The following is a 23,303-nucleotide window of genomic DNA, read 5'->3' as shown; positions in this document are numbered from 1 at the left end:
GGAGGCCACTGAGATGTCCGCCCCCACCCGCGATACTGCGCGGAGCTCAGCAGCACGAGAGCACCGCCCGGTGCCACGGCCGTCCACGGTGACTGAGAAGTTCGTCATGGCCACGACGGGCACGGTGTTCGCGCTCTTCGTGATCGTGCATCTGCTCGGGAACCTCAAGGTCTACCTCGGCGCGGAGCACTACGACGACTACGGGCACTGGCTGCGGACTCTCGGCGAACCCCTGCTTCCGTACAGCGGCGTGCTGTGGATCCTGCGAGCGATACTCGCGCTCTGCGTGGTCGGCCATATCGGATGCGGGGTGATGCTGTGGCTCCGCGCCAGGAAAGCGCGGGGCCCGTTCAAGCGTCGCCGCCTCGGCTGGGGCATTCGCACGTTCTCGGCCCGCACGATGCCGGTCACCGGCATCGTGCTCGGGCTGTTCATCATCATTCACATCCTCGACCTGACCACCGGCACCGCTCCCGTCGCGAGCTCGGGTTTCGACCCCGGCACCACGTCCACCAGCGCAGCCTACGAAAACCTCGTCGCGAGCCTCGACCGTCCCGTCATCGCCTCGATCTATCTCCTCGCGATGACGGTCCTGGGTCTGCACCTGTTGCACGGATTGTGGAGCGTGGTCAATGATTTCGGTGTCACCGGCCAACGGGGGAGACGGGCCGCGACGATAGTCGGCGGCACGCTGGCCGGGCTGATCTTCGTCGGCAACGCATCGATCCCCATCGCCGTCCTCACCGGAGTGGTCTCATGACCACGACCCCGCACATGCTCGCACCACCGACATCCCCACTGACGCTCGATTCCTTACGTAGCCTCGGAGATCCGTTGTCGGGCAACATTCCCGACGGCGATCCCGCAACCGCCTGGGCGCGAAGACAACTCGATCACGCTCTGGTCAGTCCGCCCAACCGCAAGCAGTTCACCGTCCTCGTGGTCGGCACCGGTCTCGCCGGGTCGGCCTGCGCCGCCGCCCTCGGTGAGCTGGGGTTCCGGGTGGAAGTGTTCACCTTCCACGATTCCCCCCGTCGCGCACACAGCGTCGCCGCCCAAGGTGGCATCAACGCGGCCCGCGCACGGAAGGTCGACGGCGACAGCCTGGAGCGATTCGTCCGCGACACCGTCAAGGGCGGAGACTTCCGGGGTCGTGAAGCAGAGGGCTTCCGGTTGGGTGAGGAGTCGGTCCGCGTCGTCGACCATCTCGACGCGATCGGGGCACCCTTCGCCCGTGAGTACGGCGGTCAGCTCGCTACCCGCTCCTTCGGCGGCGTGCAGGTCTCGCGGACCTACTACACCCGCGGCCAAACCGGTCAGCAGCTGCAGGTGGCTGCCTCGCAAGCATTGCATCGGCAGGTCGCCGCGGGGAACGTCGTCGTGCACACCCGACGGGAAATGCTCGACCTGGTGATCGCCGACGGCCGAGCGCAAGGCGTGGTCACCCGCGACCTCGTCACCGGGGAGCTCGCCGCCACCACCGGTCACGCGGTGGTACTGGCCACCGGGGGATACGGCACCGTCTACCACCATTCGACGCTGGCGCTGAACAGCAACGCCACCGCCATGTGGCGCGCGCATCGACACGGCGCGCTGGTTGCCTCGCCGTCGTTCGTGCAGTTTCACCCCACCGCCTTGCCCGTCGATTCCCCCTGGCAGTCCAAGACCACACTGATGAGTGAGTCGCTGCGCAACGACGCCCGCATCTGGGTCCCTGCCGAAGCCGGCGACGACCGAGATCCCGCCGCGGTGCCCGACGCGGAGCGGGACTACTACCTCGAACGCAAATACCCCGCGTACGGCAACCTTGCCCCGCGCGACGTCTCCTCTCGGGCCGCACTCGAGCAGATCGACTCCGGTCACGGCGTCGGTCCGCAGCACAACAGCGTCTATCTCGATTTCCGAGACGCCGTCGCGACAATCGGCCGGAAGGTACTCGAGGAGCGCTACGGCAACATCTTCGACACCTACCGCAACGCCACCGGTGACGACCCGCTGGACACCCCGATGCGGATCGCCCCCGCGGCCCACTTCGTCATGGGTGGATTGTGGGCGGACTACGACCTGATGACGTCGATCCCCGGGCTCTTCGTCGGCGGCGAGGCGGGCTGGGGCTACCACGGTGCCAACCGACTGGGCGCGAACTCGTTGCTCTCGGCATCGGTGGACGGCTGGTTCACTTTACCCCGATCGATCCCGAGTTACCTTGCGCCGCTGTTGGGTTCGGAACGACTCTCACCGGATGATCCGGCCGTCACGACCGCGCTCGGGCGGGTTCGCACCCGCACCGACGCACTCCTCGCGGTGAACGGCACCGCGAGCGCCAGTCACTTCCACCGCGAGCTCGGCGAGATCCTGTACCGAGGCTGTGGGGTGAGCCGCTCGGCGGCAGGACTCACCACCGCCATCGGCGAGATCCGAGCGTTGCGGGCCCAGTTCTGGCAAGACCTGCGGATCGTGGGAGACGGAAACGAGCTCAACCAGGAACTCGAGCATGCTGGACGGGTGGCCGACTTCCTCGAACTCGCCGAGCTCATGTGCGTCGATGCGCTGGACCGAGACGAGTCCTGCGGCGCTCACTTTCGCGTCGAACACCAGAGCGCCACCGGCGAGGCGGTGCGAGACGACGAGCACTGGGCGTTCGCCTCGGCGTGGGAGACCCGGGACGACGGGCATCACATCCGACATGCGGAACCACTGACCTACACAGCCGTGCCACTACAGACGAGAGACTACCGATGAAACTCACGCTCGAAATCTGGCGCCAAGCCGACACTGCCGCGGCCGGTGGTTTCGAGACGTACGTCGTCGCCGATGCCATGCCGGGCATGTCGCTCCTGGAACTACTCGACCGGCTCAACGAGAGCCTGATCGAGGCCGGCACCGATCCGGTGGTCTTCGACTCGGACTGCCGCGAGGGCATCTGCGGCTCCTGCGGCATCACCGTCGACGGACGTCCGCACGGACCGGAGGCCAATACCCCCAGCTGCCGCCAGCACCTGCGTAGCTTCGCCGATGGCGCCCGAATCACGCTGGAGCCATTGCGTTCCGGCGCGTTTCCCGTGGTGCGCGACCTGGTGGTAGACCGCTCTGCCCTGGACCGGGTGATCGAGGCCGGTGGATTCATCTCGGTCGCCGCCGGCACTGCCCCGGACGCGGACTCCCGGCCAGTTCCGCACGCCACCGCCGAAGCCGCTCTCGAGTTCGGTGGCTGCATCGGCTGCGGTGCGTGTGTAGCCGCCTGCCCCAACGGTGCTGCTCACCTGTTCGTCGGCTCCAAGCTCGCGCATCTGTCGTTGATGGTCCAAGGCCGGACCGAACGGGGAACGCGCGCACTGGCGATGACCGATTCGATGGATGCCGAGTTCGGTCCCTGCTCGACCTTCGGCGAATGCGCCACCGTCTGCCCCGCAGACATACCGCTCACCGCGATCGCCGCGGTTCCCAAGGAAACCATCAGAGCCCGGTGGCGGGGGCGCCCGGACTGAGCGCCCTGCCGCTCACCAGATTCCGAGTAGCTTCATCCACGCTCCGCCGATAACCGTCCAGATCGCGATGAGCACCACGCTCATGACGAAGCCGATGCGGAACCATTCCGAGGTCTTGACGAAGCCGGATCCGAAGATCACTCCGGCCGGGCCGGACGAATAGTGGGCTAGACCCCCGAACAGATTTCCGATGAACCCGAGGACCAGAGCTGCGAACAGCGGAGGAGCGCCCGCGGCCAGCGCTGCGGCGAGGAAGACCGCATACATCGCAACGATCTGGGCTGTGTTCGAGGCGAACAGGTAGTGGGCATAGAAGTAGACAGCGGTCAGTATCGCGAAAGCGACCAACCACGGCAGGCCCGCGACGCCTCCCGAAACCTTGTCTCCGACCCAGCCGATGACGCCATAGGCCTGCAGCTGAGAGGCCATTCCGACGAGCACCGCGAAGAACACCAGCGTCTGCCAGGCACCGGTATCGGTGACCAGGTTCTTCCACGTGAGCACCTTGGTGACGAGAAGCACGGCAACACCGGCAAAGGCTGCGGAGGTGGCATTGATGCCGAGTTGTGAACCAGCACACCATAGTACGAGCAAACCGACGAACGTCGCGGCCATGATCTTCTCGGGACGCGAGGTAGAACCCGAGGCGGCGAGCCGCTCCCTGGCGTGCTTCGGTGCCTCCGGCGTCCTCTTCACCGTCGGTGGGTAGATCTTGGACATCACCCATGGCACGGCGACGATACTGGCGATACCGGGCACGCTCGCAGCGATCGCCCAGCGGGCCCAGGAGATGTCGACGCCCAATTCGGCCGCGGCTGCCACCGCCAGCGGGTTACCTGCCATCGCGGTCACGAACATCGCCGAGGTGACGACATTGACCTGTAGCGAGGTGAGCAGAAGGAACGCGCCGAGGCGTTTGCGCGACTCGTCGGGCTCGGGCTGTGAATTCTCCAGCTTGCTCAGTGAGGCGATGATCGGATAGACGACCCCGCCGGCGCGGGCGGTGTTGGACGGCGTCGCAGGGGCAAGCAAAAGGTCGGTCAGCGCCATACCGTAGGAGAGCCCCAGGCTCGAGCGTCCCATTCTGACCACGAAGTGCAGCGCGATGCGTTCACCGAGGCCGGTGACGAGAAAGCCCTCCGCGATGAAGAATGCCGCGACGATCAGCCAGATGGTGGAGTTGCTGAAGCCGGCGAGCGCGTCCGCGGGCACTTGGGTGCGAGTGATCATGGCGACGGCCAGGCCGATCAGAGCAACGGAGCCGGTGGGTAGGGGCTGCAAGATGAGCCCGGCGATGGTGCCCACGAAGATCCCGAGCATGGCCATGCCGTGCGGGTCGATTCCATCCGGTGTCGGGAGCAAGAATCCGGATACGGCCAGCAGGATGGGGATACCGGCCGTCCACAGGAGCGGGGATACGTGCTTGTGCGGCGGTGGGACGGGCGGCGGGGTAGAGATCGGTTCGGCGGCCGGCGCCGGGGTCTGGGTCATGCGTCAAGCGTGGCGGTGCGGCCAGGTCAGCGACAGGGCACAAGGTCCCTCGCCCTTGCCGGAGATGTCACCTGCACCGTGAGATCAGTCGCGAGCACAGACGAGTTCGAGGCGTCACGCACCCGCGGCGAGCCTGGAAGTCGCCACATGCAAGAAGAGAAATACGTTGTGGCCATGGTCGGTGACGGCACCAACGATGCTCCCGCCCTCACGGTGGCGGATATCGGAATCGCAATGGGGTTGGCGGGCACAGATGTTGCCGTCGAGACCGCCGACGTGGCGCTGGCCAGCGACGACTTGTCACGGCTGCTCGACGTGCGAGATCTCGGTCGACAATCAGTGTCCGTCATCAGGCAGAACTACGGAATGTCGATCGCAGTGGACGCGCTGGGCCTCGTGGTCAGTGCCGGTGGAGCACTGTCTCCGGTCCTCGCCGCGATCCTGCACAACGCGTCCTCGGTCGCGGTGGTCGGCAACAGCTCTCGTCTGATCCGGTATCGAATCTGATCAGTAGCGACCGAACGCGAGGGCGACGTTGTGCCCGCCGAACCCGATCGACGTGCTGAGCGCGTAGTCGACCTTCTGACGGCGCCGCGATCCGACGACGTCCAGGTCGATGGCTGGGTCTTGATTGTCGAGGTTGAGAGTAGGCGGCACCTCGGATTCACGTATCGACAGCATCGTGAGAATTGCCTCGAGTGCCCCGACTGCACCGATGGAATGACCGAGCGCGGACTTCGGTGCGTAGACGGACGCGTGGCCGACCGTGGCGGCAATGGCCTTGGCCTCCGACAGATCACCTATCGGAGTCGCGGTTGCATGTGCATTGACGTGACCGATGTCCCGAGCACTCAAACCTGCTGCGCCGATGGCCTTTTCCATTGCCTTGCGAATTCCCCGACCCTTCGGATCCGGTGCCACGATATGGAACCCGTCCGAGGTGATACCCGCGCCCAACAGCCGACCATGAATATGCGCACCACGAGCCACAGCGTGCTGTTCCGACTCGACGATCACCAGCGCTCCAGCCTCCCCGAACACGAATCCGTCGCGATCACGATCAAAAGGCCTCGACGCGCGCGTCGGTTCGTCGTTGCGCGTGCTCATGGCACGCATCATCGAAAAGCTCGCGATCGGTACGGCATCGATATGCCCCTCGACGCCGCCCGCAATCACGACATCCGCTTCGCCTGTAGCAATCAACCGCCACGCGTGAGCCAGGGCTTCCGAACCCGAGGAACACGCCGATACCGGTGTGAACACCCCCGCACGGGCTCCGACCTCGAGTCCAATGTGTGCTGCAGGCCCATTCGGCATCACCATCGGCACCGACATCGGCGACACCTTTCGGTAGCCACCCGCCCTCATCGCGTCGACGGCACCGATCAACGCGTCACCGCCGCCCAACCCGGTGCCCACTGCCACTGCGAGTCGGTCCGTGTCCATGTCGTCCAGCCCTGCATCACTCCAGAGTCGCCGTCCGAGCACAACCGCCAGCTGTTCGACAAAAGACAGTCTGCGCTGCTCCACGCGGGTCAGATGGTCGGATAGCGCCATCTGCAGGACGCCTCCGATGCGAACCGGCAGGTCGTAATCCGAGACGAACGCGCTCACGAGGGGGCCGATCCCGCTCCGACCGTCGAGCAAGTACTCCCAGGTGGTGTCGGCGTCGTCCGCCAGTGCCGTCGTTGCAACGTACCCGGTGATGACAGCGTGGCGAGGAGTTTGTGTAGCGATCGGTTCACTCATAGCGTTTATGAATACATGTAGCGACCGGTACAGTCAAGTGATGGCCCGTCCCCTCGATCACGACAAGCGAGTCGAACTGCTCGGCCGTGTTGTCGAGTACATCGGCACCCATGGACTCGACGATCTGACGCTCCGCCCGCTCGCCGCCGAACTCGGTACCAGCTCTCGAATGCTCATCTACTACTTCGATTCTCGTGAGAACTTGATCGTGCAGGCGCTGACCAGTCAACGGCCGGCATTCGACGAGATGTTCGGCGACGTGCGCGATTCGAAGCAGCTCGAGCAACGACTGCACCACCTGTGGACGTCGATGACCGACGGTACCGATGCGGTCAGCTCACGAATCCTGATGCAGGTCATCGGAATTGCGTCCATCAAATCCGGCGTTCTCGCGGACTTCGCAAGTGCCAGCGTTCGGGCACTGACCGACGCTTTGGCCGCAGCGATGGCCCGTTGTGGGATGGACTCGGCGACGGCCTCCGTACGAGCCACCGCATTGGGCGCAGGGTTCAGGGGGCTACTCCTCGACCGCTTCACCACGGGGGATTCCGCACGCACCGATGCGGCCGCCGCCATACTCTTTCGCGGGCACGCCGGACTGGTGTGAGCCCGTGGCCGATTTCAGCTTGCGTTGGAGTGCACTCGAAGACGTAGCGTCTGGCCCATGACCGCAGCACCGCATTCACCGGCCACGACCGACACCGAGCCCGCGAGTATCGGAATTGCCGAGATGGCCGAGTCCTCGGGGCTGACGCAGGACACGTTGCGTTGGTACGAGCGGGAGGGCCTGATACCGGAGATCCCACGCACGACGATGGGTAGGCGCGCGTTCAGCCCGAGACTGGTCGCACTCGTGAAACTTCTGGTTCGTCTTCGGTCGACCGGGATGCCCACGGCCGATATGCGTCGATTCGTGATTCTGGTGAACCAGGGTTCGTCCACACATCAGGAACGGATCGACATTCTGAGCGCGCACCGGCTACGCGTCGACGAGAAGCAACGTCGTCTCGCCGAAGCACGGTCTGCGCTGGAAACGAAAATTTCGCACTACGAGGACCTGATCGCACAGGGTCTCGACTGCGATGGTCTCGCGGTCGTCCCTCCATCATCCAACGAGCACAGGAGCATTCATGTCGATTTCCACTCGTAGCGTCCCGGCACTCGGACGCAATGTCGGTGCCATCGGCCTCGGCTGCATGGGTATCAGCTGGGCCTACACCGGTGCGGACACCTCCTCGGACACTGCCGGTGCACACATCCTGGCGCACGCACTCGCGTCAGGGATCGACTTCTTCGACACCAGCGACGCCTACGCTGCCGGACACAACGAGAGGGTCGTCGGCCGCGCTCTGGCCGGGACGAATGCTGTGATCGCCACGAAAGCCGGCTTGATCGGGAACGCCGACGGCGGTGCGCCTGTCCTGACGCGAAACGGTACGCCGGAACACCTCGCGCAGGCCTGCGACTCGAGCCTGCGGAACCTCGGTGTGGACACCATCGATCTGTACTACCTCCACCGCGTCGACGACCAGGTACCGATCGAGGACTCCTGGGGAACCCTGTCCGAATTGGTGGCGGCGGGCAAGGTGCGCGCCCTGGGCCTCAGCGAGGTCACTGTCGAGCAGGCACGGGTGGCCCACAGTATCCATCCGGTCGCTGCGGTGCAGTCCGAACTATCCCTGTGGACTCGAAACGCATTGGGGCAGGGCACTACACACGATGGTGAGCCTGTGGGAAACATGGTGGAGTGGACGGGCGAGAACGACGCGGTGTTCGTGCCGTTTTCACCGTTGGGTCGAGGATTTCTCACCGGTTCGCTCGACACCTCCACACTTCCGGCGACCGACATGCGGTTGGCACTTCCCCGATTCTCCGAAGCTGCCGCCGATCAAAACCGATCGATCGTCGAGGTGGTGTCCGCAGTTGCATCGAGGCACGAATCCACCGTTGCCGCTGTGGCATTGGCGTGGGTACTTGCCCAGGGTCCCCACGTGATTCCTATTCCCGGCACCACCAACATCGGACACTTCGACGCCAACCTCGCGGCACTCGAGGTTCAGCTCACCGCCCAGGATCTCACCGCGCTCGAAGATGCACCCGCTGCAGTCGGAACTCGATACTGATGTGCCGCGAACAGCACTGTTGGAGATCGACTTTCAGCCCTGGATCATAGAGCTCGGACACGATCCCGACGCATTGGCTCGCGCCGAATCGGTCCGTGCAGCCCAGCGCGCTACGGGCGCACTGGTGGTGTGCACTCGCTATCTGAGCCAGGATGCGACCGATCCGCTGCGTTCCGACGCGGACGGTGACGGTGCCCGCTTCCACCCGTCGATGACGCCTCTGCCAGGAGACCTCATCGCAACGAAGTTCGACCGCGACATCTGGTCCAACCCCGATCTCGATGCCCAGCTGAGGCTCGTCGGGGTGGAGCACTTGGTGATTACCGGGTACCTCACGGATTTCGGTGTTCGAATTGCTGCGGAAAGTGCGTGTTCACTGGGCTACCGCGTCACGGTGCACTCCGCTGCTTGCGCGGGGTCGACCAAGGACGAGCATCGGCGAGCCCTCGAATCCATGGTGGCGGCCGGTGCCACTGTCGAGTAAACCCCGGGCGAAGTCCGCTATTTTGCGTCGCGGAAGTACGGTTCGACCGTGCCCTTGAGCTTGACGAGCATGGGATTTCCGTAGCGATCCTTCGCGGTCGGGACTTCTACTCGCACCCATCCCTCGGTCACGTTGTATTCGCGAATACTCGTCTTCTCGACGCCGTTGAAGCGAATACCCACGTCACGGCGAAGAACCTCTTCGCTGTAGAAGGCGCTACGCGGATCGATGGAAAGATGATTCGGTGGAACGTCTGTGTTCTGGTCCTCGGGCATGATTACTTTCGTTGATTGCTGCGTTAGATTTTGGGCTGAACTCCAGAAAGGATACGCGACCCGGCGGTATCGGGGAGCCTTGGTAGCTGGGACTGTTACCGCGCGATACGTACCGAATAGTGCTGGGTCAGCACTGTTGGCTCTAGCCGCGCGCGATGTCCACGAACCTGAACTCGAAGTCGTTCCGCCACAGTGATTGTCGCGGTTCGACCGTTACGGTGCTCGCCGAGAATCAGGTCAGCCCCACCGCCGCGGGGGTCGTCGCGCTCAATGGCGCCGGGACGATGCAACAGAATCACCATGTCCGCATCCTGCTCCGATGAGCCGAACTCATAGAGGTCCGAGACCATCGGCTTCTTCTCAGTTCGCTGCTCAGGACCACGGTTGAGGGGGCATACCGTAACCACCGGCACTCGACTTCCGTGGCAAGGAACTGGAGCTGAAGCGAGAAGGTCGGGCCGTAAGCCTTGCACGTCGCTGACGTAGCAAGTTGAACTGCGCCCTTGGTTCCGGTGCTCCTGTGGCTTCACCGCTTGACTATGTTGGCCCCGGCATGGTGTCCTAAAGTTGCTAGCTGAGCCGGCCGCATGGCCGAGGTAGGTTAGCCGTCAAGGGGCCTCCGTGAGGAGGCCCCTCTTCATTTCGGCGGAAACAAGTAGATTCCGTCGCCTCGCTGCGAGACCTTGTTGACATGAATCGGCGCAAGCAGGTCCCACATCTCGTCGTTGCAGATCTTCGCCGTTCGCCCGTTGCGGGGGAGCACTTTCACGGAAGCAGCGTAGGCAACCAGGTCCGCAAGCTGTATGAAGTAGGACTGCTGCGAATCTCTAGGTACAGAATCCTCGATAATGTGGCGCGCATTGACCCGGTCGCCTAGTGCGGACCATGTAATGCGCCGAAACCGGCGAACCAGCTTTCGCACCTCGTCGTTCTGACCGATGTCGTGGACGATCACGATCGGAACACCGCTCGAATCACTGCGCTTACGCAGTCGTTCCAATAAATACGTCCACGATCTATCGAAGACGTCGAGATCACGCTTCTGCACGAGGTCCTTACGAATCGAGATTGCGAAGACTCCGGATGACACGGTTACCAGAGATTTTAGATGCCGCTGGTACAGGTCGCGCATTTGCCCATCGCCCAGGCCAAGATCGCGGTAGACCTTCTTCACTCCGACAATATGGTTCGCCTTCGCTTCCTGTCTCATCGGAATTCGGTACAGATCGCGGACACCCCGTCGCATCTCGATGACATGGTCCAGCCTTGTCGTCCAATCGTCGGCTGGAATCAAGACACATCCGAGTGTGAATGTCGCTGAACCGCCAGTGCCCATGCCGGTATCACCGGATTCGTCAATGTACGCGAACTCCAAGCGCGGTCCGACAACCTGATCCGAAAGTGGCGTCAAGGCAGTCAAATCGCGGTCGGACAAGCAGCAACGACCGCAGTCCACGTATGAACGCGGTCAGCCCACGGGAACATCGCCCTATCCTCGCGCCATATCGACGAATCTCGATAGGTGCAGCTGGTGTGCCACAGTGATTGTCGCGGTCGGACCGTTACGGTGCTTGCCGAGAATCAGGTCGGCCTCACCGCCGCGGGGGTCGTCGCGCTCGATTGCGTCGGGGCGGTGCAGCAGAATCACCATGTCGGCGTCCTGCTCCAGTGAGCCGGACTCACGGAGGTCGGAGACCATCGGCTTCTTGTCGGTTCGCTGCTCAGGACCACGGTTGAGCTGGCACACCGCGACCACCGGGCATTCGAGCTCTTTGGCGAGAAGCTTCAGCTGACGCGAGAAGTCCGAGACCTCCTGCTGGCGAGATTCGACCTTTTTGCCGGACGACATCAGCTGAAGGTAGTCCACCACAATGAGTTTCAGGCCGTTGCGCTGCTTGAGGCGACGTGCCTTGGCGCGAATCTCCATCATCGTCAGGTTGGGCGAATCGTCGACGAAGAGCGGTGCTTCGCTGATCTCACTCATGCGCCGGGCCAGCTTGGTCCAGTCATCGTCGGTCATCTTTCCGGAACGCATGTCGCCGAGCTTGATCTTCGCCTCGGCGGACAACAGTCGCATGACGATCTCGGTGCGACTCATCTCCAGAGAGAAGATGACACTGGGCATGCCGTGCTTGATGGAGCACGAACGCATAAAATCCATACTTAGGGTCGACTTACCCACGCCAGGTCTCGCCGCGACAATAATCATCTGACCAGGGTGAAGACCGTTGGTGATTTCGTCGAGTTCGGCGAATCCTGTTGGTACGCCCAGAGAAATGCCACCGCGACTGGCGATGGAGTCGATTTCGTCCATCGTGGGCTGCAGCAACTCTTCGAGGGGCAGGAAGTCCTCGGAGGTGCGTCGCTCGGTGACCTCGTAGACCTCGGCCTGCGCGCGGTCGACGACTTCGGCGACGTCCTGGCCATCGGCTCCGGCGTAGCCGAACTGCACGATGCGGGTACCGGCCTGCACGAGGCGGCGCAGAATCGACTTCTCGGCAACGATCTCGGCGTAGTACCCGGCGTTGGCCGCCGTGGGCGTCGTCTGAGTCAGCGTGATCAGGTACGGCGGACCTCCGATGCGTTTGAGCTCCCCGCGTCGATCCAATTCGGCCGAGACGGTGACCGGGTCGGCGGGCTCGCCGCGGCTGTAGAGGTCCAGAATCGCGTCGTAGACGTTCTGGTGCGCCGGCCGATAGAAATCACCCGGCCGAAGCACCTCGAGCACGTCGGCAATGGCGTCCTTGCTCAGCAACATCCCGCCCAGGACGGACTGCTCGGCTGCCATGTCCTGCGGGGGTTGGCGACCGAAATCCTCACCGGGTCCCTCGCTGGAGGAGGAGCCGGAGTAGTCGGACTGTCCTCGATCGTCCACAACTGCCACGCGAACCGGCCGTCCTCTCCCCATTAGTCTTCAGCACGCCGAATAACACCCGAACGTGCGCTCGAGCAAGTTCTACCCCCGGGCACCGACAGGTACTGATCGACACCGGATTCACGCCGTCTCGTCGCCTTTGCACGGCATCGAGAGAGACGCTGCACGGACGTTAAGCGGTATCGGCAGGAGTCACAACACAGCCTGTGCATGAATCTGTGGACGAAATGTGGATGAGCTTGAACAACGGTGTTGACCACCTGGGGATAACCTGGGTATAACTTTCACAGTTTCGACGATTCCGCCTGCTCGAGGGGTGTACATAAAGTTTTCTTCCTGTGCATTGATTCTGGATCGGCGTGTCGGCCGAATTGACAGCTCGGGCGTGTTGAGTAAATGCCAGGTGAACCTCAGGGTGAACTAGGTCACACGCGCTGGGATTGCTCACAGAAACAGACCACTATCCCGTTTCGGCAGAAGTGGCCCGATTCCAGGCTTGGAATCGGGCCACTCGTCACTGCCGATCAGATGTCAGACGTGGCTCTTCTGCGGGCAATCGGCCGGATCCAGCACCGTGACCTCCTTGGTGCTGATCTGGAGCACCCGGGCCGTCGGAATGTCGAAGAACAGTCCGGTGATGTGTAGGCGCCCCTCGGCGTTGGCACGGCCCACCACACGGTGGCGAGTGAGAGTCTGCAACTGCACGGCCACGTTCACCATGGCGAGTTGATCCGCCTCGCCGAAACCCAGCTCTGCGGCCTGACGACCCACCACGTGTCCGCTGCGGTATGCGTCCACGCTCGCCACCGCGTGACCCAGCCATTCCGCCACGGACTCGTCGGCGGCATTCTCCGGCCCACTCAGCACCGCTTTCATGGCACCGCAGCCCGAGTGTCCGCACACCACCACCGACGAGGTGCCCAGCTGATCGACACCGAACGCCAGCGCGGCCTCCACCGAGCAATCCTGACCCTTCGCGGGAACGAGGTTGCCCATATTGCGGACCGTGAACAGATCGCCCGGACCGCTACTGGTGATCGTGTTCGGCATGACGCGCGAATCCACACAGCAGAGAAAGAGCGTGTCCGGATCCTGGCTGTCGGTCAGCCCCTCGAGGTGCGGACGAATATTGGGTGCGTGGGTGCGATGATACTCGGCCACCCCGCTCATCACAGCCCGCAGCGCCACCGGCGAATCCTTCTGCGCAACATCGCTCTTGAGCTGCCAGGCGCGCCACGGAGCCAACGAACTGCGTACCGTCGCAGACCCACGCTTTGGTGGACCCTCGGCGGCGGCAGCCATCGACGCCGTACCCACTTCCTCGACTTTCGCTGTGCCACCACTGAGTTCGTGCTGCCGCATCCACTCGTTCAACGCGTCGTGCACCGCGTGGTCCAGGAAGTCGACGCCCAAGCGCACCGTGACGTCTGTTCCGCCAGGGACGGTGGACAGCACGTGCGTCAGCCTTGGGAGCGCGAGAAAGCTCAACGAACCCTCGATGGTGACGCGCCAGGTACCGTCGACCGTCTCCTCCGCGCGCACCTTCGCCCACACGACACGGCGCAGCACCAGGATGATCGACAGAGCCAATCCGATGAGCACGCCTTCGAGCAAATTCAGTGCCACCACACCGACGACCGTCACCGCATAGACCGCGATGTCACCGGTCTTGTTCGCAATCTTGATGTCCGCCAACTTGATCAGCTGCACACCGATCATCACCAACAGACCCGCGAGTGCAGCGAACGGGACCAGCTCGACGATCGAGATGAACAGTACCGAGAAGATCAAAATCCACACCCCGTGCAGAATCGCCGACGCACGAGACTTGGCACCGACCTTGACGTTCGTGGCACTGCGCACGATGACACCGGTGATCGGCAGACCACCGATGGCACCGGAGGCCATGTTGCCCGCACCCTGTGCCATCAATTCTCGATCGAAGTTGGTGCGCTCACCACTGTGCATCTTGTCTACGGCAACTGCGGAGAGCAGGCTCTCGACGCTGGCGATCAACGCGATGGTGATGACACCGGTCACGAAGGCACTCCACTGCCCGTCGGGCATGATGGGGAAGCTCAACGATTCGATCAAATTGCCCGGCAATTCGATTCGCTCGACATCGAGGGAGAACAAGATCGAGACGGCGGTGGCAGTGACCACTGCGACGAGTGCGGCGGGAACCTTGGCGACCTTCGCCAACACGCTGGACAGCTCGGCCAACCGCGGCCAGGCGAACATGAGCACCACAACGATTCCACCGACGATGATCGACGGCCATTGACCGTTCGCCACGGACGTGGGAATCGCGAGGATATTCTGCACGGCCGAACTCTCGGACTCACCGCCGAGGAGGACGTGAATCTGCTGCAGCGCAATGGTTATGCCGATTCCGGCGAGCATGGCATGTACCACCACCGGCGAAATCGCCAGGGCGCTACGCGCAATTCGGCTCATTCCCAACAGGATCTGCACAGCACCGGCAAGAACTGTGATGGCGCACGTTATGCCCCAGCCGAATTGGTTGACCAACTCGGCAACCACCACCGTCAGACCCGCGGCGGGACCGCTGACCTGCAGTGGTGATCCCCCGAGGATGCCGGCGAGAATGCCGCCGACCACAGCGGCGATGAGCCCGGCCATGATCGGGGCACCGGAGGCGACTGCGATACCGATCGAAAGTGGCACTGCCACAAGGAAAACGACCAGAGAGGCCGGGAGATCGTATTTCATTATCGACCCGATCCGAGACGGTGGCTCGGATCGGGTCTTCGGGCTGGGTTCTGAGTCGTGCTCTGCTGTCGTTGTCACGGCAGTTCCTCCGGGCGTCTAGGCGTCAGGTCGGTCGATCGTTCCGGCATCGAATGTCGCCCCCACGTAAAGGCTACGCAAACCTTGGCTAAAGATGTCGCCGAGAGAGATCCTTCACAAATCGGAACCCATTGCGACAGTTGATCTTTGTGAGAAGACACGAAAAAGCCCCGCGAACCGAGGTTCGCGGGGCTTTTTTGCAGCCGTACTGGGCCGAAAGCCGAAATCAGCTTCCGACGACCTCCAGCTTGAACTTGGCGGTCACGTCGGGGTGCAAGTTCACGACGATGTCGTGCTTGCCCGTGCTCTTGACGTGTGCCTTCGGCAGATCGATGCTGCGCTTGTCGACAACCGGGCCACCGGAAGCCTTCAGCGCAGAAGCGACGTCCGACGCGGTGACCGAGCCGAACAGCTTGCCCGAGTCGCCCGCGGTCTTGACGGACAGCGTGACGGCCTCGAGGCCTTCGATGGCCTGCTTGAGCTCGTTGGCGTGCTCGAGTCCGCGGACGGCACGAGCTTCCTGAGCGCGGCGAATGCCGTCGACCTGCTTCTGAGCTCCACGGGTGGCCTGGATGGCCAGTCCGCGGGGCAGCAGGAAGTTACGGCCGTAGCCGTCCTTGACCTCTACGGTGTCGCCAGGCGCACCGAGGTTGTCCACATCAGCGGTGAGGATCAGTTTCATACCAATCGCCCCTTTCTATCGAGCCGTCGCGGCGTAAGGCAGCAGTGCTACCTCACGCGAATTCTTCACGGCAACGGCCACGTCACGCTGATGCTGGACGCAGTTGCCGGTGACACGGCGAGCACGGATCTTTCCGCGATCGCTGACGTACTTACGCAGCAACGTCGTGTCCTTGTAATCGATCGACGCGTTCTTCTCCTTGCAGAAGGAACACGCTTTCTTCTTGAGCACCTTGTCGCGCAATGGCGGTTTGGGCATGGGTCTTTCTCCGTTACATCTGGTTGTTCTCGATCGAAGGATCTAGAACGGTGGCTCTTCGTCTCCGCCACGTCCGCCGAAGGAGCCCGATGCCGCTGGAGCACTGCCCCAGGGATCGTCTCCGCCGGAACCGGAATTGGACGAGGAGTTCGAGCGGCCGCCGCTCGATCCGCCGGAGGAACCGGAGCCGGAGCCGGAGTTGAAGCCGCCTCCGCCGCCACCTCCACCGCGGTTGGCCTTGTTGACCTTTGCGGTGGCGTAGCGGAGTGAAGGTCCGATCTCGTCGACTTCGAGCTCGACGACTGTCCGCTTCTCACCCTCACGCGTTTCGTACGAACGCTGCCGCAACCGTCCGCTCACGATCACTCGCGAGCCTCGGGTCAAGCTCTCGGCAACGTTCTCCGCTGCCTCGCGCCAGATGTTGCAGCGCATGAAGAGCGCGTCGCCGTCTTTCCATTCGTTCGTCTGACGATCGAATGTGCGCGGCGTGGATGCAACCGTGAAGTTGGCAACCGCCGCACCGGCGGGGGTGAATCGAAGTTCTGGATCAGCCGTCAAGTTTCCGATGACGGTGATGACGGTCTCGCCTGCCATGGTTCCTCTTTCAGTAGTAAGCGTTGTAGATGCCAGCCTAGAGGCGGGCAACGACAATTACTTGCCCTGTCGCAGGACCTTCGTACGCAACACGGACTCGTTGAGTCCGAGCTGACGATCCAGCTCGCTGACGGTGGCAGGCTCGGCGTTGAGGTTCACAACGGCGTAGATGCCCTCGGCGTGCTTGAGGATTTCGTAGGCCAGACGACGCTTGCCCCACACATCGACCTTGTCGACGGTGCCGCCATCCTTGCGAACGACGTTGAGGAACGTATCGAGCGACGGAGCGACAGTGCGCTCGTCCAGATTGGGGTCGAGAATGACCATCAATTCGTAATGACGCATAAGACCTCATCACCTCCTGTGGACTAGTGAAAACGGCCACGGACTATCCGTGGCAGGAGGGTCGTTGCGTCAGCAACCCCTCGAAGATACACGACAGGGCGCTGACCTGCTAATTCCTGCTGGGCGTACGGGCCGGCGTTCGCGCGTCATAGTCTTGCGTCATGCGATCCGGGGTCCGCGCCAATCCGATGACGGTCGTCGTGGTCGTCACGATGGCTGCACTGGGGCTGATTCTCGGATATCTCAACAAGGCCCGCTGCGCGGTCGCGCCGTTCGACGCATCGGGTCGCAGCACGATATTCGACGCGATCAAGGATTCCTCGGTCTGCTACTCCGACATTCAGTTTCTCTGGCTCGGTCGCGATATCGACAACCACATCTTCCCGTACATCCACGGAGCCATCACCAGCGACGGAATCCTCACCGGGGGAACGGTGGAGTACCCCGTTCTCAGCGGCGTGCTGATGTGGCTGGGCGCCATTCCTGCGCATACCGACGCCCAGTTTCTGCTGACATCGGCCTTGATTCTCGCGCCTTTCGGTCTGGTCACCGCGTGGATGCTCGGCCGGATGGCCGGCTGGTCGGCACTGCTGTGGTCGATGGGCCCGCCGCTGGTGATGTACGCCTTCCACAACTGGGAACTACCCGTCGTCGCCGCCGCCGTCGGCGCGATCTTCGTCATGACGTTGCCGATGCCACTACGACGGCGAGCAGTTCTCGCGTCGGTGTTGTTGGCGATCGGCTTCTGCCTCAAGCTCTATCCCGGTGCATTCGTGCTGCCACTGATCGCGTACGTGGTCACCAGGGGAGTCGACGGTCACGAATCCGCAGACACCGACCGGGGCAGATGGGACATCCGCGGCGGTCTGATGGTCGCCGGTGCCGCGATCGGCACCGTGGTCGCAGTGAATCTGCCGTTCGCAGTATTCGGCTACGAGGGGTGGCGCGCATCGTTCACCTTCCAATCGCTGCGGCAGGCGGACCTGACGACCAACTCCATCTGGTACTGGGGATTGCGCCACTTCTACATCAGCGACCAGATGACCCCCGATGCCTACGCCGAGGCCGAGAAGTCTTTCCAAGACGTGGTGGACGTCGCGTCTCCGCTGCTGGTGTTCTTCGCCTTCGCTCTCGCGCTGTGGCTCGGTTGGCGTCGCGCAAAGGTGACTGGGACCTACCCGTGGGTCGCAGTGAGCGGCTCGATGCTGTGCGGGTTCATGCTGCTGCACAAGGTGCACTCGCCGCAGTACACGCTGTGGCTTCTGCCGTTCCTGGTTCTGCTTCGGGTTCCGTGGGGACTCGTCGGCGCGTATCTGCTCGTCGATCTGTCGATGGGAATCGGCGTCTTCAAGTATTTCGCCGCGCTCGCTTCGGGTACCGACGCCAACGACGAGGAGTTCTTCGTCCTCGTCGGGGTGTGGGGCCGAGCACTGTTGTTGCTGGTGTTCTTCGTGCTGTTCGTCCGGGCTCGGATGCGCGTTCCTTTCCCGGGCGAAACCGACCAGTCGTCTGTAATATCGCCCCGACCAGCAACGATATCGCTGACGACATCACCGGGGCAGTAGTACGCAGGGCGGGGCGGGGACATGACACAGGTGTCGAATTCTCAGGAAGACACGAGCGAGCAGGGGGCCGACGTACGACGCGTCGGCCTGGTCGAGGACCACGAGTCGGTGGCTCTCGGCCTCCAGGCGATGCTCGCGGACGAACCCGATCTCGAACTGGTGTCCATCGCGGCCACCGTGGGCGAACTGCTCGAACAGCGGCAGACGCTCGATCTGGTGGTTCTCGACCTTCGGCTGGGTGACGGCTCGTCCCCGAGGTCCAACGTGGAGCAACTGCACGCCGCCGGTGCGCGGGTACTGGTCTACACCGGTGCCGAGAACGCGTTTCTGGTGCGCTCGGCTGCCCGCGCCGGTGTACTGGGCGTGGTGCGCAAGTCGGCACCCGCGGCCGCGATCGTCTCGGCGATCAGACGCGCCGCGAGCGGCGGACAGGTCGTCACAACCGACTGGGCTGCCGCGATCGACGGCGATCCGCAGCTTCCCGACGTCGGCCTCAGCCCACGCCAACGCGAGGTACTCGCGCTGTATGCGTCGGGGGAGAAGGCCGCGCGAGTAGCCAGTCTCGCCGGACTGTCCGAGCAGACCGTCAACGACTACCTCGTACGCATCCGCAACAAGTACGCCGAAGCCGGGCGTCCGGCACCGACGAAGACCGATCTGTACAAGCGGGCGGTCGAAGACGGTTGGTTGCCGGTGCCCGAACTTCCGCCACGAGATTGATGCCGACTGTGGTTCATCACACAATTTGTAGACGGGTGAGCACCACAGTTTCTGTTGCCCCTCGGGGCGCACAGGGCGGAGCGGTGACCGCTCGGATCTTGCCTCCCGGGCGCGGGAAGATCGCGTCGAACCTGGTCAGCGACTCGAGCCGCGACCTACGCATCGATCTCGACGCCGACGGACGCGAGTCTGTCGTACCGCCGTGACACGCTGACGCGACGGTTGACGGTTCAATGCCCCTAGAAATCAGGGCAGAAAACCTGAGCATTACCTGTGAGAATCGTCCACATTGGTTTAGTTGGTCTCAACCCACTTCGGCGTCCGGGAGATTTTGATGTCTGCACTGCTCGAACCCTTGCCCTCCGCGAACGACTCGGCAGTCCCGACGACGCGAGGTGCACGGGGTCCCATCAGCCTGGTTCCGCCCGCGATGCAGATACACCCCGTCCCGGCGTCTGCGAGCCCGTTTCCCGCGCGGCCGGACCTGACCGGCCGTGAGATCGAAGTCCTGCTCTGCTGGATCAAGCACGACTCCAAGACCGAGGTTGCCAAGGCGCTGTTTCTCTCGCTCGGCACGGTCAACACCCACCTCACCCGCATTCGGGCCAAGTACACCTCGGTCGGACGACCGGCCCCGACCAAGGCAGGCCTGGTGGCACGGGCCCTCCAGGACGGACTGGTGGATATCTCGGAGCTGTGACCCGTCGTACTCGGACCACAGCGGACCCGCAGATCAGACGCTGACTGCGGTGTCCACGCCTTCCTTTTCGAGGCGCTTGTTGCGTCGGATACTGCTCAGCAAAGCAGCTCCGATGAACAGGATGCCCACGAATCCGGTGATCAGCTCGTTGATGTGCACGCCGATCGACACCAGCAGAATGACCGACAACGCACCGATCGCCCAGTGCGCGCCGTGCTCGAGGTACACATAGTCGGACAACGTGCCCTTGCGCACGAGGAACACCGTGATCGAGCGGACGAACATTGCACCGATGAAGCCCAGGCCCAGCGCAATGATGATCGGGTCCGCGGTGATGGCGAAGGCACCGATGACGCCGTCGAACGAGAAGGATGCGTCGAGCACTTCGAGGTAGAGGAACAGGAAGAAGCCGGCCTTACCCGTGGCCTTCGCCAGCTCGCTCGGTCCGCCCGAGGACTCCTCGCCTTCTTCTTCGACGTGGAAGAGTTCACCGAGCCCGTTCACCGAGATGTAGGTGATCATGCCCAGTACGCCGGAGACCATCACGGTCGAGATCTTGTCGTCGTCGGCGAGGAATTCTGCGCTCAGCACCAACAGCAAGCCTGCAACGACCACGGAGAGCTGATCGAGGCGGCCGATACGGGCGAGCGGCTTCTCGAGCCAGCTCAGCCACGTGATCTCTCGATCCTCGAAGATGAAGCCGAGGAAGAGCATCAGTAGGAACATCCCGCCGAACGCTGCGATCTGCGGGTGCGCGTCGGTGAGCAGCGTTTCGTAGCTGGGTCGGCCGTCGTCGAAGTACGCCGCGTCGTTCGGCGGCGGGTTCAACGCGAGGTCGATCGCAGCTACCGGGCCGAGACCGGACGCAGCCCAGACGATGACCAACGGGAAGAGCAGCCGCATACCGAACACGGCGATGACGATGCCGATGGTGAGGAAGATCTTCTGCCAGAACTCACTCATCCGTCGCAGCACGGTGGCGTTGATGACGGCGTTGTCGAAGGACAGGGACACCTCGAGCACGCCGAGGATGAGGACGAGGATCATCGCCTCGATCCCGCCGTAGAGGAAGGCCACGATGACGGAGACGATGGTGACCGCGATCGACCATCCGAAGATCTTCACAACCACAGGTGTGGCCCTTCTGGCTAGGAGCGGAGCCGGCAGGAGCGACCGGTTGGAGCAGACAAATACGGAAAAACCCCCGCCCATCATGAACGATGAAGCGGGGGTATCCCCAATCTTGGGAGAGTCTTGACTAGACGTTTACTCCGAAGTCGCGGGCGATGCCTGCGAGGCCGGATGCGTAGCCCTGACCGACTGCGCGGAACTTCCACTCCGCGCCGTTGCGGTACAGCTCACCGAAGACCATGGCGGTCTCGGTGGAGGCATCCTCGCTGAGGTCGTAGCGAGCGAGCTCGGAATTGTCGGCCTGGTTGATGACGCGAATGAACGCGTTGCGCACCTGACCGAACGACTGCGAGCGTGCGTCCGCATCGTAGATCGACACGGGGAAGGTGACTGTCTCGATCTCCGGCGGTACAGCGGCGAGATCGACCTTGATCTGCTCGTCGTCTCCGTCGCCCTCACCGGTGGTGTTGTCTCCGGTGTGCTCGATGGAGCCGTCGGGGGACTTCAAGTTGTTGAAGAACACGAAGTGTCCGTCGCTCGGGGCCTTCTTCGTCGAGTTCAGCGCGATGGCGCTGGCATCGAGATCGAAGTCGGTACCGGTCGTCGTGCGGATGTCCCACCCGAGTCCGACTATGACCGCGGTCAGGTTCGGAGCTGCCTTGGTGAGCGAGACATTGCCACCCTTGCTGAGGCTGACGCCCATGGAGAGGTCCTTTCGCAAATGGTTTCCCGTTACGGGTACAACCGTAGTGGGAATGTCCGGTTCTTGGACGTACTCCGCCAACGAGTGCGACATCGCCAGGGTTCCCGTCAGTACTATCGAGCAGGTGACAAGTCGCTGGCCTGGGGTGTTCCGCAGAGGACCCGAATCCGACGCCTCCGCGCGCCGATCCCAGGACAACGCCGTCGCCGCCTTCCTCGATATGGACAAGCGTCAGTCCATCGCATCGGCAGGCGTCGAGGCCTCCACCGCCTTGCGCCCCGAGGACAGACTCGCAGTCCGATGGGCCGACACCGAGAAGCAGTGCTTCGACGCCGGGGCCGCCTACCTCACCGCAACGGATCGATTCGACGGAATCACCACGGCTGCCGCCAGATCGGCATTCGACAATGCGACCCGACTACTGCACAATGCCAGCGCGGCCGTCGACAGGTTCTACGATGCCCATCGCGGCACCCTCGAGCAGGCCTCCGCCCAATTCGCGGCCACACCGCGCCTGGTGCAGGACGCGCTGAAGGAGGCCGATGCCGCCCGAGCCACCGTCGACGAGCAGTACGCCGGGTACCCGTCACTACGTCTGGCGTGGCGCGAACTCGACTCGGCAACAACGCAATTGCAGAGCAATCAGCGCGATCCGCTGCGCGCACGAGAGAGCGCCGCTCAGGTGCGCGAACGAGCCGCAGCTTTGCGCGCGGCAGTGGACTCGGCCCCCGGCCGTCTTCAGGAGGCCAGAACGGCACTGTCCTCGGTACGCACCCGAATCGAAGCCGTCCGAACGCGATCCGAGGGCATCGCCCCCGCCTTCTCGAGCCTGCTTCGCGAGTTCAATGCCAAGAGCTCGGCTGATCTTTCGCGCAACGAACGGTCGAGTGCGCGACACATCGAGCAGGCGGACGAGGATCTGCGCGCGGCGCGTTCGGCGCTCGACGCCGGCAATCCCGAGCAGTCGTTGGATCTGGTGACCCAGGCGCGCCAACACCTGAGCGATGCCGAACATCTGGTCGACGCGGTGACCGATCGAGTTCGTCTGCTGCGCGCGGTGAAGGCCGACCCGAAAGAAACCGAGAACAAAGTCCGGTTCAAACTTCGTGACGCTCAACAACTCGCGATCAATCGTGGCCTGGTTGCCGAATGGGGCTCGGTGTTGGATGCTCAGCTCGCCCGGATCGACAGGGCGAGCACAGCGCTGACGGGTACCCATCCCGACTACTGGTCATATCTGCAGGATCTGGATACCATTTCGGTCTTCATCGCAGGCGTGATCGAACGCATGCGCAGCTCGCACTGATCA

The 23,303-nt window shown here is 63.2% G+C and carries 25 protein-coding genes and 1 pseudogene; 13 read left to right on the top strand and 13 right to left on the bottom strand.

The genetic code is table 11. The features are described 5' to 3' along the window. The first annotated feature begins 88 nt into the window (after window positions 1–88). Genes QM797_RS03350 through QM797_RS03340 form a run of 3 tightly spaced genes read left to right on the top strand, consistent with a single transcriptional unit; the run spans window position 89 to window position 3,488 of the window. On the top strand, window positions 89–760 hold the full coding sequence (locus QM797_RS03350; RefSeq protein WP_283273714.1) for a succinate dehydrogenase cytochrome b subunit: 672 nt from the start codon (window positions 89–91) through the stop codon (window positions 758–760). Next, entirely contained in the window at window positions 757–2,742 is a 1,986-nt protein-coding gene (locus tag QM797_RS03345; RefSeq protein ID WP_283273712.1) for a fumarate reductase/succinate dehydrogenase flavoprotein subunit, read from the top strand. The genes QM797_RS03350 and QM797_RS03345 overlap by 4 nt, the downstream gene beginning before the upstream one ends. Further along, window positions 2,739–3,488: a succinate dehydrogenase/fumarate reductase iron-sulfur subunit gene (locus tag QM797_RS03340; protein WP_283273711.1), complete on the top strand. Its 750-nt coding sequence runs from the start codon at window positions 2,739–2,741 to the stop codon at window positions 3,486–3,488. The genes QM797_RS03345 and QM797_RS03340 overlap by 4 nt, the downstream gene beginning before the upstream one ends. A 12-nt stretch (window positions 3,489–3,500) precedes the next feature. On the opposite strand, the gene QM797_RS03335 is transcribed toward QM797_RS03340, so the two are convergent. Further along, window positions 3,501–4,979 (bottom strand): DASS family sodium-coupled anion symporter, encoded by a 1,479-nt coding sequence (locus QM797_RS03335; RefSeq protein WP_283273709.1) that lies wholly within the window; start codon window positions 4,977–4,979, stop codon window positions 3,501–3,503. 141 nt (window positions 4,980–5,120) lie between these two features. Here QM797_RS03335 and QM797_RS03330 point away from each other — a divergent pair. Continuing rightward, window positions 5,121–5,486 (top strand): annotated as a pseudogene (locus QM797_RS03330) (HAD-IC family P-type ATPase); the annotation flags it as partial. Here the strand turns inward: QM797_RS03330 and QM797_RS03325 are convergent. Beyond that, a complete protein-coding gene (locus QM797_RS03325; protein WP_283273707.1) occupies window positions 5,487–6,728 on the bottom strand; it encodes a KasA/KasB family beta-ketoacyl-ACP synthase in 1,242 nt (413 codons plus the stop codon). It abuts the pseudogene before it with no gap. Between the two features lie 40 nt (window positions 6,729–6,768). Here QM797_RS03325 and QM797_RS03320 point away from each other — a divergent pair, with 40 nt between their 5' ends. The 4 genes from QM797_RS03320 to QM797_RS03305 are packed head-to-tail and all read left to right on the top strand — an operon-like array spanning window position 6,769 to window position 9,335. Next, window positions 6,769–7,335 carry a TetR family transcriptional regulator gene (locus tag QM797_RS03320; protein WP_283273705.1) on the top strand — a complete coding sequence of 189 codons (567 nt, stop codon included), beginning with the start codon at window positions 6,769–6,771 and terminating at the stop codon, window positions 7,333–7,335. Between the two features lie 57 nt (window positions 7,336–7,392). After that, on the top strand, window positions 7,393–7,878 hold the full coding sequence (locus tag QM797_RS03315; protein ID WP_283273704.1) for a MerR family transcriptional regulator: 486 nt from the start codon (window positions 7,393–7,395) through the stop codon (window positions 7,876–7,878). Next, a complete protein-coding gene (locus QM797_RS03310; protein ID WP_283273703.1) occupies window positions 7,859–8,851 on the top strand; it encodes an aldo/keto reductase in 993 nt (330 codons plus the stop codon). Before QM797_RS03315 ends, QM797_RS03310 begins: the two co-directional genes overlap by 20 nt. Before the next feature lies 1 nt (window position 8,852). Continuing rightward, window positions 8,853–9,335 (top strand): cysteine hydrolase family protein, encoded by a 483-nt coding sequence (locus QM797_RS03305; protein ID WP_283273702.1) that lies wholly within the window; start codon window positions 8,853–8,855, stop codon window positions 9,333–9,335. Between the two features lie 17 nt (window positions 9,336–9,352). Here the strand turns inward: QM797_RS03305 and QM797_RS03300 are convergent, their stop codons facing one another. From QM797_RS03300 to rpsF, 9 genes are all read right to left on the bottom strand, one after another. Then, a complete protein-coding gene (locus QM797_RS03300; protein WP_283273701.1) occupies window positions 9,353–9,610 on the bottom strand; it encodes a DUF3297 family protein in 258 nt (85 codons plus the stop codon). Window positions 9,611–9,705: 95 nt separating this feature from the next. Continuing rightward, window positions 9,706–10,017 carry a DnaB-like helicase C-terminal domain-containing protein gene (locus QM797_RS03295; protein ID WP_283275254.1) on the bottom strand — a complete coding sequence of 104 codons (312 nt, stop codon included), beginning with the start codon at window positions 10,015–10,017 and terminating at the stop codon, window positions 9,706–9,708. 230 nt (window positions 10,018–10,247) lie between these two features. Further along, window positions 10,248–11,045: a DUF3800 domain-containing protein gene (locus tag QM797_RS03290; protein ID WP_283273700.1), complete on the bottom strand. Its 798-nt coding sequence runs from the start codon at window positions 11,043–11,045 to the stop codon at window positions 10,248–10,250. A 54-nt stretch (window positions 11,046–11,099) separates the two neighbouring features. Continuing rightward, window positions 11,100–12,494 carry a replicative DNA helicase gene (gene dnaB, locus QM797_RS03285; RefSeq protein WP_027495083.1) on the bottom strand — a complete coding sequence of 465 codons (1,395 nt, stop codon included), beginning with the start codon at window positions 12,492–12,494 and terminating at the stop codon, window positions 11,100–11,102. A gap of 522 nt (window positions 12,495–13,016) precedes the next feature. After that, the gene (locus QM797_RS03280; protein WP_502942255.1) at window positions 13,017–15,296 is read right to left on the bottom strand and encodes a SulP family inorganic anion transporter; all 2,280 of its coding nucleotides are present in this window, start codon (window positions 15,294–15,296) and stop codon (window positions 13,017–13,019) included. A 226-nt stretch (window positions 15,297–15,522) separates the two neighbouring features. Further along, window positions 15,523–15,978, bottom strand: a complete 456-nt coding sequence (gene rplI, locus QM797_RS03275; RefSeq protein WP_283273698.1) for a 50S ribosomal protein L9 — start codon at window positions 15,976–15,978, stop codon at window positions 15,523–15,525. 15 nt (window positions 15,979–15,993) lie between these two features. Then, window positions 15,994–16,236, bottom strand: a complete 243-nt coding sequence (rpsR, locus tag QM797_RS03270) for a 30S ribosomal protein S18 (protein WP_008711381.1) — start codon at window positions 16,234–16,236, stop codon at window positions 15,994–15,996. Between the two features lie 42 nt (window positions 16,237–16,278). Then, entirely contained in the window at window positions 16,279–16,830 is a 552-nt protein-coding gene (locus tag QM797_RS03265) for a single-stranded DNA-binding protein (protein WP_032378699.1), read from the bottom strand. Window positions 16,831–16,887: 57 nt separating this feature from the next. Next, the gene (gene rpsF, locus QM797_RS03260) at window positions 16,888–17,175 is read right to left on the bottom strand and encodes a 30S ribosomal protein S6 (protein ID WP_008711385.1); all 288 of its coding nucleotides are present in this window, start codon (window positions 17,173–17,175) and stop codon (window positions 16,888–16,890) included. Between the two features lie 161 nt (window positions 17,176–17,336). Here rpsF and QM797_RS03255 point away from each other — a divergent pair, with 161 nt between their 5' ends. The 4 genes from QM797_RS03255 (at window position 17,337) to QM797_RS03240 (ending at window position 20,160) form a co-directional block, all read left to right on the top strand. Further along, window positions 17,337–18,740, top strand: coding sequence for a glycosyltransferase family 87 protein (locus tag QM797_RS03255; RefSeq protein WP_283273696.1), 1,404 nt, complete (start codon window positions 17,337–17,339; stop codon window positions 18,738–18,740). Between the two features lie 21 nt (window positions 18,741–18,761). Continuing rightward, window positions 18,762–19,460, top strand: a complete 699-nt coding sequence (locus tag QM797_RS03250; protein WP_283273695.1) for a response regulator transcription factor — start codon at window positions 18,762–18,764, stop codon at window positions 19,458–19,460. 35 nt (window positions 19,461–19,495) lie between these two features. After that, entirely contained in the window at window positions 19,496–19,666 is a 171-nt protein-coding gene (locus QM797_RS03245; protein WP_283273694.1) for a hypothetical protein, read from the top strand. 128 nt (window positions 19,667–19,794) lie between these two features. Then, entirely contained in the window at window positions 19,795–20,160 is a 366-nt protein-coding gene (locus QM797_RS03240; protein WP_283273693.1) for a helix-turn-helix transcriptional regulator, read from the top strand. Between the two features lie 33 nt (window positions 20,161–20,193). Here the strand turns inward: QM797_RS03240 and QM797_RS03235 are convergent, their stop codons facing one another. Further along, complete coding sequence (locus tag QM797_RS03235; protein ID WP_283273690.1) at window positions 20,194–21,291, bottom strand: DUF475 domain-containing protein; 1,098 nt, start codon at window positions 21,289–21,291, stop codon at window positions 20,194–20,196. Between the two features lie 127 nt (window positions 21,292–21,418). Continuing rightward, complete coding sequence (locus QM797_RS03230) at window positions 21,419–21,994, bottom strand: TerD family protein (protein WP_283273689.1); 576 nt, start codon at window positions 21,992–21,994, stop codon at window positions 21,419–21,421. A gap of 220 nt (window positions 21,995–22,214) precedes the next feature. Between QM797_RS03230 and QM797_RS03225 the strand changes: the two genes are divergently transcribed. Continuing rightward, on the top strand, window positions 22,215–23,300 hold the full coding sequence (locus QM797_RS03225; RefSeq protein ID WP_283275253.1) for a hypothetical protein: 1,086 nt from the start codon (window positions 22,215–22,217) through the stop codon (window positions 23,298–23,300). Window positions 23,301–23,303: the final 3 nt, after the last annotated feature.

Source organism: Rhodococcus sp. IEGM 1381 (genome assembly GCF_030056795.1).
GTDB lineage: Bacteria > Actinomycetota > Actinomycetes > Mycobacteriales > Mycobacteriaceae > Rhodococcoides.
Note: the sequence above shows the minus strand (reverse complement) of the source record. Positions and strands in the feature narration are given on the sequence as shown.